The organism is Streptomyces sp. NPDC088252 (assembly GCF_044740965.1).
Taxonomy (GTDB): domain Bacteria; phylum Actinomycetota; class Actinomycetes; order Streptomycetales; family Streptomycetaceae; genus Streptomyces.
Window position 1 is genome coordinate 1 of record NZ_JBIURS010000057.1, and the last position, 11542, is coordinate 11542.

Genomic DNA, 11542 nt, shown 5'->3' on the forward strand with positions numbered 1-11542 from the left:
CCAGCGCAGCGGCGACATCGGGTCCCCGCGCATGTCCGGCTCGACCAGCTCAAGCAGCGCGGTCCGCAGGCCCGCGTCCAGGTCAGCGGCCTTCTTCCGCCCGCCGCCAGGACGGCGCACCCGGCCCAGCGACGCCTCGCCCGCCTCCAACTCGTCCGCACCTTTGCGTACCGTCGTCTCGCTGACACCGGCCGCCCGCGCGACGGCCCGGATCCCACCGTGCCCGAGGATCCGGGCCTCGGCGCCCATCAGCAGCCGACGCTGCCGCTCGTCCAGATGCGGGAACAACACCGCGAACTTCGCGGCGAGTTGCTCACGAGTCGACTCGGATACGCGTATACCACATCAACGAGCCGAATCACGGGAAGCAACACCTTGACTCTCTGCGAGCCCTAAGGCGCTGCGGTTGGCAGTCGCGCAGAGCACGGTGCCGGAGGACCCGACCGACTCCGAGAACCTGCGGGCGAGTGGTGACGAGATCCGGCGGCTGATGCGCGACGCCAGCGCTGCCGATGCCAGGCTCGTGCAGTTCCCGGAGGGCGCGATCAACTATCCCAGCAAGCACGTGATGTCCTCCGGGCCTCCCGGCATTCTTACGGCTGGGGACTGGAATCGCGTCGACTGGAACGTCATGCGCGCCCAGCCGCAAGCCGTCGCCGACCTGGCTGGAGAGCTGGGATTGTGGGTGGTCTTCGGCTCAATCCACCCCCTTACGCCGCCTCACCGGCCGCACAACAGCGTGTACGTCGTCTCCGACGAGGGTGCGCTCGCCGCTCGATATGACAAGCACTACTTGTCGAACACGGAACTCTCGTACCTGTACACCCCCGGCACCGCCCCGCTCGTCTTTGAGGTAGACGGCATCCGGTTCGGCACTGCGCTGTGCATCGAGGCCAACTTTCCTGAGCTGTTCGAGCAGTACGAGCAGATGGATGTCGACTGTGTGCTGATCTCCGTGATGGTTGACGACGCCGCCCGCGCCGCCCTCGTGCCGGCTTACGCGGCCTCTACAACTACTGGGACAGGTACTCCGTTCCCGCCCAGTTCGGTGCGACCGCGCCCGCCACGATCACCGCGCCCGGTGGCCGCCGCCTTGCCAGCTGCAGTCCCGACAGCCGGCCCGACCTGGCGATCGCCGACATCAACCGAGACACACAGGACGCCGACATCGACATCGCCCTCCGCCATGCCAGCCCCTGGCGCCGCATCGCACGGGCGGACCTGTACGCCAGCCGCATCGTTACCGGAGACCCCAGAAGCGACACGCACACCGCCTTCTGACACGAGGAATCAGCCGTGACCGCCGCACGGTCGTCGTTCTGTGGCTGACCAGCTCCGCGGGTTGCTGCGCTCAGGGCTGGTCGTACCAGGAGAACGCCGCGATCCGCCAGCCCTGCGGGGTGCGGATGAACTGGAAGGTCTTGGTCCCGCCGCCCTCGAACGGCTCGCCGTCCAGGACGCCGGCCTTGCGGTACTCGCCGAAGCGCGACGCGATGTCGCCCGCGATCTCGGTCCGCTCGGAGGTCTCCCACTCCGAGAACTCGACCAACCGGCTGTCGGCGAGCAGGCGTTCGCGCGGCTCGATGAACTCGTCCACGGTGTAGACCGTGTACTTCGGCCCGGTCAGCACGATCACACCACCCGGAATGAGCAGCCGGCGGATCCGGGCCACGTCCGCGGCCTTGCCGCCGCGGTTGTCGAAGGCTCCGAAGAATTCGGCGGTTATCGCGTCAATCTCGATCTTGGACATGGTGCGACAGTAACACCGGTAGGGGGCACCGGACATGGCGTCAACTTGGCAACGTGGTGGACTTCCACCTCGTCGACGCGTCCGCATGTGCTTGTCGCGAGTGTCATCAGCATCGAAGTCTCCATGGCTCCAACCTGATGGTGTGGACAGATGCGGGAGTGGGATCGCGTCAGCGGTGGCTCAGACGCCGCCGAGTGAGCCGGTCTTGGACCGGAAATAAGCCGGAACTGCTGGTCATAAGCCGGATATCTGTGGGAGGAAATGGGAGCTACCACGCAATCCAGGCTCAGCTGCGAGCGGTCCGAACGAGAGGCGCCTGACGGGCAAATGACCAGGTCAGACGCCTCTTTTCGTGTGGCTAGAAGAAGCCGAGCTTCTTCGGTGAGTACGACACCAGGAGATTCTTCGTCTGCTGGTGGTACAGGCAGGACAACCCCCTGACCAGCGGGAATACTAGAAGTGCGCGTTATCGCTGGCCTGGCGGGCCGCGTATGGTCCGGATCTTGGTCAGCCGCTGACGACGGATGGCCCGTCGCCGGGGACCGTATAGGCTGCGCCGACCTGACAGGCAAGCAGCGCGAGATCTCGACGGAATAGTTGAAATGCCGGGTTCTTGATGCCCGGCTTGGTTGTGGAGGGGGACTCTCGCAGCTAGGTTCCAACGGAAGCGTCCCGCGATCTGCTGGCTAATACCCCCTGGGTGAGACGGATGCGGCTGCTTACGTGCGGCGTTGCGGGACCGTCACTGCCGGTCAGCCAGCGGGCGGGGCGAGGGCCCTGCCTGTCGGATGGCTGGGGCGGCCTCAGAGCTGCGGACGCCGAAGACCGTGCTGTCGTTGGCACCGTTCAACGGTCCGAGCGAAGTCACACTCCGGTGATGCAGGTGGCCGGACATACACTTCCATTCAGCGGCACGGGCCACGGACCCTCGGCGCCCAGTTCCGCCGCCGCCCCGCCCAGCGAGTCGGGCGCACGTGCGCGGCACGCGGCGCCGCTCCGGCAGGCGCTGCTCCGGCAGGCGCTGCTCATGGCACTCATCTGCAGATCGAGCAGTGTGTGCGGCCGGGTGCGGGCACTGGGTGACCGCCTTCGTGGACAACGGCGCAGGCGCCCAGATGGATTGGGTGCGTACCGGGCTGGGCATGCGTGGCCTGCTTCCGATGTGCTTTTGGGTACTTGCCGGGTTCTGGGGCCGTCTTGCGGCAGATTCCGCCCTATGGACGGCAGCTCGGTGGTCAGTCGGTGAAGGTGTGCAACAGGCTCAGCAGCGCGGTACGGAGTTCGGCCGGGTCGAGGTCGAGTCCGTCCGGGCCGGCCAGGTACTCGAAGAGCAGACCGTCGACGGAGGCAATGAGTGTTTTCGCGCGCTGCTCCGGCTCGGGGACACCGGCCGCGGCAAGCAGGTCGACGACCGGCTGTCGTACGTGCCCGGCCGCGGTCTTCAGTACCGCCCGCAGCTCGGGTCTGCGCGTGGCCTCCAGGGCGAGTTCGTGGCGGGCGAGCGTGCGCACGCGTCCCTGGGTCCCCCAGTGCTCCAAGTAGGCCACCGCCACATCGGCGAGGTTCTCCGCTGGAGTGGTGCCCGTCGTCGGCAGCGCGGCGGCATCTGCGATGTCCGCCTCGGCGAGCCGTTCCACGGCCGCCTGCAGCAGCGCCTGCCGTGTCCTGAAATAGTAGGAGCAGGAGCCCTCCGCCACCCCCGCCCGCTGGTCGACAGCCCGGTGGGTCAGCCCCCGCATGCCCTCCGCGGCCAGCGTCTCGATCGCCGCATCGGCCAGTTGTTTCCGTCGTGTCGAGCTCTCCGCCACAGCCGTTCCCTCTTTGCATACTCAATCCCTCTACGAAAGTAGAGTACCATTGTCGCTACAGTTGTAGAGGCCGGGATGGAGGGAAGGCTGGGTGCGGTGAGACCATCGGTCCCCACCGGGGGTGTTCGGGTTCCGCCGCGGGCGCGGACCGAAGGCGGGCCCACAGGTATCGGATCGTGGTCAGAGTGCACCAGACCCAGAGTCTCCCGGGCACGGCCATCCGCCGGCCTCCTGTGACTGAGGGCCAGTGCACAACGATCGGCAACCATCAAGCCGCCGTAGCAAACATCTGAGCTGCGGAAACTCTGTCGTGACGCCGGATACGGAAGTGCAGAATGGCCGCCCTGAGGCACAAGCGATCTATCAAGGATGAAAAGTGACTGAGAGTGACGAGCAGCGCCAGACCCTGACTAATGGGCAGGGGGTGCCGGTCCTGACTTATCTGGCGGGTGTTCGGGAGGGGCACCCATGGGCGGACCTGGCCGAAGTGGTCGGCCCCGACCCTGTGGAATCCATCATCGCCGGCATGTCGGGATGGGCGGTCTCGGGTTCCGTGGAGCTCGGTGAGCAACTGCTGGGCCGTGGTGCCCGGGTGATGCGGCATGCCCATGAAATGCGGACAGATCTGGTCGCGTGTCCGCCGCCGGTCGACTGGTCATCACGAGACCTGGGCAATGGACTTCGGGCAGTTCCTTGTGACCTCGATGCCGTTGCGGTGTTCCCGGCATGGCGAGCCGCCTTTTCTGCCGACCATCCCGACCATCACTCCGGCAGCGACGAAGAAGCGCTCAACGAGCGCCTGGCGCCGATGCTGGCGGGCTCCGTTCTCGGGCCGGTGCTTCCGTGCAGCGCTTTGGTGGTGGACGAGACGGACCGCGTGGTCGCTGGGGCGATCCTCACCGATCGTGACGGCCTGCCGTGGATCGCGGACGTGTTCCGCCGGCCCGAAGCCCGCTACGCGGGCCTTGGCGCCAATCTGCTGCGTCGAGTGCTCAGCGATGCTGCGGCTGACGGGCTGGCCGACGTCTCGCTCGTCGTGAGCGATGCGAATCCGGCCCGCCACGTCTACGAGAAGCTCGGTTTCCAACTGACCGGCACATCACTGACTGTCGTAGTGCCGTAGGCCAAGAAAGGCCTCCCCGCCCCGCGGCCGGTACGCGTCGACTGTTCACGGGGCGGTCCTCCAGATCGCGCACCAACATCCGTAAGACACCGTCGAGTTCTGCGACGAGGGGGTTCGTACTGCAGGGCGATCCAGTGGTCCCGGCGCGTGCTGCTCGCCTACGACCCCGCGCGCACGCTCGCCTGGATGCAGCCGCGCGTCGACCGCTCCTGACAGCCGGAAAGGCGGCGGCAGCAGGTCCCACAGTACTTCGAGGAACTGCTGACGCGGCCGCGAGGCCTGTCAGCCAGGCCGCGGGACGGGCGGCGTTCCTCCGGCAGCATGCGACCGGGCACTGCAGGAGCTGCTGCATCTCCTCTGTTGCTGTGGAGCCCGTGACGGGCGGGAGAGTTAGGGGCCATGGCGTCCAGGAAGCGCGTCTACGACGTTGAGTTCCGTGAGGGGCGGTACAGACCCCTGCGAGCACCGAGGCCCGTATCGAGATCGCCACCTGGATCAACGACTTCTACAACACCAGGCGGCTGCATAGCGTGTGGCTTCAAAAGCCCGATCGGCTACGAAAGCGAGTACTGGGCCACCCTCGCCGACGGACGGGCCGCATAGATCGTCTCCACGGCTTGAGGAGATTGACCACTGGCACCTGCCCACTTGCTGCCACAACCCCATTCCATGGCAGCCCTACGACACAAACTCGCAAAGCCCTGCCAGTCGCGGTCACCGTGATCGCGCTCGGCGCTTCGTTCCTCGTCCGATTCTGAGACGACCGGTTCGAACAGTCATAGAAGCTGCTGAGAAAGTGCGGCTCCAATCGAAAGATGTAGCGATCATTGGATCCCGTGAACACGAACGAGAGCAGCAGTGCCTCGTCCGTCACCGTATCCCAGGCCGGCGGTCGGCCGCCCAGGCGCGGCTGGCGGCGCTGGGCGATGGACACCCGCCCCCTGCGCCATCCCGCCTACCGGCGGCTTTGGTCGTCGACCATCGTCACCACCGTCGGTAGTCAACTCACCGCTGTGGCCGTGCCCAAGCAGATCTACGACATCACGCACTCCTCGGCCTGGGTCGGCTACGCCAGCCTCGCCGGCCTGCTGCCATTGGTCGTGTTCGCGCTGTGGGGCGGGGCAGTCGCGGACACGGTGGACCGCCGCAAGCTGCTGTTGGTCACCAACATCGGCATCGCCGTGACCTCGTTGCTGTTCTGGGCTCAGGCAGTCACCGGACTTCACTCCGTCGTCGTCCTGATGGTGCTGCTCGGCGTACAGCAGGCGTTCTTCGGGCTCAACTCACCGGCCCGCAGCGCCTCCATCGCCCGGCTGGTGCCGGCCGAGGAACTGCCCGCCGCCAACGCCCTCGGCTCAACGGTCAACCAGGCCGGCCTGGTTGCGGGCCCGCTGCTGGCCGGCGTACTGATCCCCGTCATCGGCCTGCCCGAGCTGTATCTGATCGATGCAGTAGCCCTGTGCGTCACCGTGTGGGCCGTCTTCCAGCTTCCCGCGCTGCCGCCACTGGGCATGCAGTCCACCCGCTGGGCCGGAATACGGGAGGTCGCAGCCGGATTCCGCTACGTCTCCGGGCACAAGGTGCTGCTGCTGTCCTTCCTCGTCGACATCATCGCGATGGTCGCCGGTATGCCCCGCGCCCTGTTCCCACAGCTGGCCAACCAGACGTACGCCACCTACGGCGTGGGGCTGGCGCTCGGCGTGCTGTTCGCAGGCATCCCAGTCGGCACGGTGATCGGCGGTCTGTTCTCCGGCACGTTCTCGCGGGTGCGCCGGCACGGCTGGATGGTGATCGGAGCCGTGGTCGGCTGGGGCGTGGCCATCGCCGGGGCCGGCCTGAGCCGCAACCTGTGGGTAACCGTGGCCTTCCTCGTCGGCGCCGGGGTCGCCGACATGGTCTCCATAGTGTTCCGCGAGGCGATCCTGCTCTCTGCCGCAACCGACGAGTTGCGCGGCCGTATGCAGGGCGTGTTCACGGTAGTGGTCGCGGGCGGTCCGCGCCTCGCCGACGTGCTGCACGGCACCACGGGCTCCGTATTCGGCCCTCAGGCCGCCGTCACGGGCGGCGGAGTGCTGGTCGTAGTGATGACGCTGGCTCTTGCTGTGACAGCCCCGGCCCTGCGCCGCTACCGCATTTGACTCCTTACGGCGGGACTCCGGCAGAGCGCGTACGGGTCCATCGCACGCGAGATCTACCGCCTGCTTGTCCCCTCACGCGGCCCTCATCGTGCAGCTGCAGGAGCGCGCGAGGGGGCGCTGTCACGTTGTTGGGTGTGTGGGTGTCTGATGGTGTGTCGGGGCATGGTGGGGCCTGTGCTCAGGCCGTGGTGGACAGACCGGCGGTGCCGGTGACCTGCTCCCAGGTGGTGGAGCGGTGCTGCATCTCGGTGCGGCAGTCGGGGGCACCTCACTCGTCATGCTCACCCTCGCAGGAGACAAACCCACCCCCGCCGGCCGTCAACTCGCAACCCGATGACCCACACATACAGCAGGAGAGCCGAAAAGGGGACATTCAGAAGGACCCTCCCGGCGGTATCACCGTCGAGCCCGACGACCACGGCCTCGGTCACTCGCGCGGCGGCCTGACGGCCAAGCTGCGCTTGGCCGTCGAGCAGGGGCAAAGGCCCATGTCCATCGTGATCACCGCCGTACAGTGCGGCGACTCCACTCAGAGGACGTTCTTGCTGCATATGTACGGGTTCAGGGGGGCTTGTCTAGCGTCTGAATTCTGCGTAAGCAGGAGCGTTTTAGCGGAATGTCCAACTGGCTGACGCGGACGTGGTCCTGCGCTTCATCCCGGTTACTTCGGAAAGCTCCTGTCCGGTTCGAATACATGCTCAAAATCGCTTTCGCCTCGCCTGATCGAGCGATATGCCCGGTCGGACGCCTTGTGCATGAGTATCCCCATGACCTCTTCGCAGCAGCGCAAGCCGTACCTGAGCGACCTCTCCGATGTCCGCTGGACCCTGATGGAGCCGACCCTGACGGCCTGGCGGGCCGAGCGGCAGAAGACCTCGCTCAACCTCGGCGGCAAGGTCACCGACCTGCGAGAAGTAATGGACGCAATCCTCTTCGTCAACCGCACCGGGGTCCCGTGGCGCTACCTGCCGCACGACTTCCCTCCGCACACAACCGTGCTCAGCTACTTCAGCGCCTGGACCGCCGATGGCACGATCGAGAAGCTCGGCGTCCGCTTACACCGGCTGGTCCGTGAGCAGGAAGGGCGGCCCGCCGAACCGACCGCCTGCGTCATCGACGCGCAGAGCGTCAAGACCGCTCCCAGCGTGCCCACCGACACCCAAGGCGCCGACGCCGGCAAGAAGATCGTGGGCCGCAAGCGCAGCATCGTCGTCGACACCCTCGGCCTGTTACTGCTGGTCATGGTGACCGCGGCCAGCGTCTCTGACAACGAGGCCGGCAAACTGCTGACCCAAATCGCCGCCACACACCCCACGATCACCAAGGCATGGGTCGGCACTGGCTACAAGACCAAAGCCATCGAGCATGGCGCCGCCCTCGGTATCGACGTGGACGTCGTCCCACGAAACACCCAGGCCGATGACACCGTCGGGAGCGGGCTTTGGACGGCGTCCCGCGAGCCGGATGCGCAAGAACACGAAGCGGGAGGTCATCGCGGCTTTGGAGCCCTTGCGCCAGGTGACCGTCACCGCTTTGTCGCGGCCGGCGGCCAGGACGTGTTCGCGCACGCTGAGTGGGCGGGTTCGGTAGCGGGGCAGCGGCCTGGGACCGAGCCCGCCGTAGGGCGGCTGGTGGGGTTTGGCCGCCTTGGCATGAGCGGTCGGTTCGCCCTTGACCTGCAGTGCGTAGGCCAGGCCCCGGTCTTCCAGCGCGTGCCGGAAGTCGGCGTTCGCGCCGTAGCCGGCATCCGCGACCAGCACCGCGGGCCGCAGTCCGACCGCTGCCAGTTCGTCGAGCATGTCCAGCGCGAGCTGCCACTTCGGCCGGTGACGCTCTTCGTCGGGGATCCGGCAGTGGGCCCGCCGGTCCGCCGCTTCTGGGCTGTCCCAGCTCTGGGGCAGGAACAGCCGCCACGAGAGCGGGCAGGATGCGGTGTCGGAGGCGGCATGGACGCTGACGCCGATCTGGCAGTTGCCGACCTTGCCCAGGGTGCCGGAGTACTGCCGGGCCACCCCGGGCGAGGACACTCCGTCCTTGGGGAAGCCGGTGTCGTCCACCACCCACACCTGCGGACGCACCACCCCAACCGCACGGCGGGCCAACCCCGCGCGGACTGTGCCCACCGGCCAGGTCGAGGACGTCATGAACTGCTGCAACTGCTGATGGTCCACACCCAGACGCCCAGCCATCGGCTGCATCGACTTCCGACGCCCGTCCAGCAACAGACCCCGCAGATACAACCGGCCCTTCACCCGCTGGTCAGCACGTCTCAGCGGAGCGAACACCTCCCCGGCGAACTCCTCCAACCGGCCACGACACAAAGCGAGTTCATCCGCCCTCATACCAGCAGGAAACCACCAGAACCACCGCCTGCCCAGACACGTAACAAAGCCCTACTAGTCTTCTGAGTCAGGAATTCTGTTCAGACAGCTGGCGAGGCGTTCGAGGATCTCGTCTGCGGTCTTGGTCCAGACGTAGGGCCTGGGTCGGTGTTCCATGCGGCGATCCAGGTCCGGATGTCCTTCTCCAGGGACTGGGCAGATCTGTGGACGCCTCGCCGTATCTGCTTGTTCGTCAACTCGGCGAACCATCGCTCCACCAGGTTGGGCAGGACGATCCGGTGGGTGTGAAGTGCAGGTGGAACCGTGGCTGTGCCGACAGCCAGGTCTTGATGGCCGGGGTCTTGTGGGTGGCGTAGTTGTCCAGCACCAGGTGGACCTCGGGCCGGCCGGGACTTCCTCGTCGAGCTTGATGAGGAACTTCCTGAATTCCTCGGCACGGTGGCGGCGGTGCGGGGAACTGATCACCTTGCCGGTGGCGACCTCCAGAGCGGCGAACAGGGTGGTGGTGCCGGCGCGTACGTGGTCGTGGGTGGTCCGCTGCGGAACCCCGGGCATCATCGGCAGCACCGGCTGAGAGCGGTCCAGGGCCTGGATCTGCGACTTCTCGTCGACGCAGAACACCAAAGCTCTCTCAGGCGGGTCCAGGCAGAGGCCGATGACGTCGTGGACCTTGTCGATGAAGTACGGATCCGTCGACAGCTTGAACGTCTCCGAGCGGTGCGGCTGCAGGCCGAACACCCGCCAGATCCGCGACACGGTCGACTGTTGACAAGCCCAGTTCCTTCGCCATCGAACGCGTCGACCAGTGGGTCGCATTCTTCGGCTTGGACTCCAGCGTTCTGGCGACCAGCGCCGCCACCTGCTCGTCCGTCACTGTCCGCGGGCCACCCGGACGCGGCATATCACCCAGCCCGGCAATTCGATACTGCACGAACCGGGCCCGCCAGCGGCCCGCTGCATGGGGCGTGGACCCGAGTTGAGCGGCCACGTCCTTGTTCGAGGCACCCTGGGCGCAGGCCAGGATGATCCGACACCGCAGGGCCCACGCCTGCGGTGTCGAACGGCGCCGCACCCACCCCTCGAGAGCGGCCCGCTCCTCGTCCGACAACGTCAACTCAGCCTTCGGCCGCCCCGTCCGTGCCATAAGGCAAGCCTACACATCTGAACAGAATTCCTGACTCAGAAGACTAGTACTCCAGCCGTAGATCGTGATGGGCTGGATCGGTATCGTCGCCGTATGCCTGAACTGATCGCGCCCACCACCCACTTGCACTCCGCCTGGCTTGAGGCGCATCAGGAGTGGGGTCCCGGCCTCCACGAGGACGGATTCGGGCTGGGGCCGTCCGGCGAGGTCGACTCGCCAGAAGGGTTCGCGGCCTGGGTGGCGCTGCTGGCTGACGAGTCGGGCCCGAAAGCGGTCGAGACTGGCCGGGGTTGTACATACCGATGGATCGTCGAGGGCGACCGAGTGCACGGCGGGGTCGCACTGCGGCACGGGCTCAACGACTACGTGCTGCAGTTTGGCCACATCGGCTACGGTATCCGGCCGTCTTCACGTCGACGCGGGCTGGCCACCTGGGCGCTGGGCCGGATACTCGACGAGGCGCGGGCGCTCAGCCTGGACCAGGTGCTGATCGTCTGCGAAGCCGACAACCTCGCCTCGGTGAAGACGATCGAGCACCACAGCGGCGTCTTCGAAGGCGTACGGGACACCGAACACGGCCCTGTACGGCGCTACTGGATCAAGATCTAGTCTGCGACCTTGCTGTAGGGGGCCGGCGCGGAGACAGTGCGGCCACCACTGATCATCGGTGTGTGAAGACAGAAGATCACGCGGTGGCCGCAGGTCGCAGCGTAGTGCCTGCCCGCTGGCAGGAGGCGTTCGAGGGTCTGATGGGTCGGATCGCCGGACGGTTCGGCCGGGTGGAACCCCGTCGTCGAGTACGCCAGTTGGTAGCCGGGCTGCTGTCGGACCTGCCGCGGAAGAACTGCTGGACGATCGCCGAGCACGCCGGGGATTCCAACCCGGACGGGCTGCAGCACCTGCTCGGACGCGCGAAGTGGGACGTCGACCAGGTCCGCGACGACCTGCGGGACTACGTGCTGGAGCACCTGGCGGACGACCAAGCCGTACTCGTCGTGGACGAGACCGGGGACCTGAAGAAGGGCACCGCGACGGTCGGCGTGCAGCGCCAGTACACAGGCACCGCAGGCCGTATCGAGAACTCCCAGGTCGCGGTCTACCTGGTGTACTCGGGCGCCCGCGGGCACGCGGCGATCGACCGGCCCCGGAGTGTGGACACAGGGGTTCATGCTGCGAGTGAGAGTTTAGCTGTCTTGTGGTGGTGCTGTTCGAATTCCATCGGGGAGAGGTAGGAGAG

At 66.7% G+C, this 11542-nt stretch carries 6 protein-coding genes and 5 pseudogenes; 6 read left to right on the forward strand and 5 right to left on the reverse strand.

Going from position 1 to position 11542, the window contains the following annotated elements; genetic code table 11:
- Positions 1-249 (reverse strand): annotated as a pseudogene (locus tag ACIOHC_RS43430) (ISAzo13 family transposase); the annotation flags it as partial.
- A gap of 157 nt (positions 250-406) precedes the next feature.
- Between ACIOHC_RS43430 and ACIOHC_RS43435 the strand changes: the two are divergent.
- Complete coding sequence (locus ACIOHC_RS43435; RefSeq protein WP_351086891.1) at positions 407-1300, forward strand: nitrilase-related carbon-nitrogen hydrolase; 894 nt, start codon at positions 407-409, stop codon at positions 1298-1300.
- A 51-nt stretch (positions 1301-1351) separates the two neighbouring features.
- Here the strand turns inward: ACIOHC_RS43435 and ACIOHC_RS43440 are convergent, their stop codons facing one another.
- Positions 1352-1750: a nuclear transport factor 2 family protein gene (locus ACIOHC_RS43440; RefSeq protein WP_351086889.1), complete on the reverse strand. Its 399-nt coding sequence runs from the start codon at positions 1748-1750 to the stop codon at positions 1352-1354.
- A gap of 1235 nt (positions 1751-2985) precedes the next feature.
- Positions 2986-3558 carry a TetR family transcriptional regulator gene (locus ACIOHC_RS43445; protein WP_351086887.1) on the reverse strand — a complete coding sequence of 191 codons (573 nt, stop codon included), beginning with the start codon at positions 3556-3558 and terminating at the stop codon, positions 2986-2988.
- A gap of 376 nt (positions 3559-3934) precedes the next feature.
- On the opposite strand from ACIOHC_RS43445, the gene ACIOHC_RS43450 reads away from it, so the two are divergent.
- From ACIOHC_RS43450 to ACIOHC_RS43460, 3 genes and pseudogenes are all read left to right on the forward strand, one after another.
- Complete coding sequence (locus ACIOHC_RS43450; protein ID WP_351086885.1) at positions 3935-4681, forward strand: GNAT family N-acetyltransferase; 747 nt, start codon at positions 3935-3937, stop codon at positions 4679-4681.
- A gap of 836 nt (positions 4682-5517) precedes the next feature.
- Positions 5518-6819: an MFS transporter gene (locus ACIOHC_RS43455; RefSeq protein WP_401846965.1), complete on the forward strand. Its 1302-nt coding sequence runs from the start codon at positions 5518-5520 to the stop codon at positions 6817-6819.
- A 767-nt stretch (positions 6820-7586) separates the two neighbouring features.
- A pseudogene (locus ACIOHC_RS43460) lies at positions 7587-8234 on the forward strand (IS5 family transposase); the annotation flags it as partial.
- 93 nt (positions 8235-8327) lie between these two features.
- Here ACIOHC_RS43460 and ACIOHC_RS43465 read toward each other — a convergent pair.
- Together ACIOHC_RS43465 and ACIOHC_RS43470 are read right to left on the reverse strand one after the other, a co-directional pair.
- Positions 8328-9161, reverse strand: a pseudogene (locus ACIOHC_RS43465) (IS701 family transposase); the annotation flags it as partial.
- A gap of 54 nt (positions 9162-9215) precedes the next feature.
- A pseudogene (locus tag ACIOHC_RS43470) lies at positions 9216-10305 on the reverse strand (IS630 family transposase).
- 93 nt (positions 10306-10398) lie between these two features.
- Between ACIOHC_RS43470 and ACIOHC_RS43475 the strand changes: the two are divergent.
- Both ACIOHC_RS43475 and ACIOHC_RS43480 read left to right on the forward strand, forming a co-directional pair.
- On the forward strand, positions 10399-10914 hold the full coding sequence (locus ACIOHC_RS43475) for a GNAT family N-acetyltransferase (protein WP_351086881.1): 516 nt from the start codon (positions 10399-10401) through the stop codon (positions 10912-10914).
- 140 nt (positions 10915-11054) lie between these two features.
- A pseudogene (locus tag ACIOHC_RS43480) lies at positions 11055-11456 on the forward strand (transposase); the annotation flags it as partial.
- Positions 11457-11542: the final 86 nt, after the last annotated feature.

What these genes read in the sequence shown, in the direction of transcription:
- ACIOHC_RS43440 (WP_351086889.1), bottom strand. Translation starts at nt 1,750, where the DNA reads ATGTCCAAGATCGAGATTGACGCGATAACCGCCGAATTCTTCGGAGCC.
- ACIOHC_RS43475 (WP_351086881.1), top strand. Translation starts at nt 10,399, where the DNA reads ATGCCTGAACTGATCGCGCCCACCACCCACTTGCACTCCGCCTGGCTT.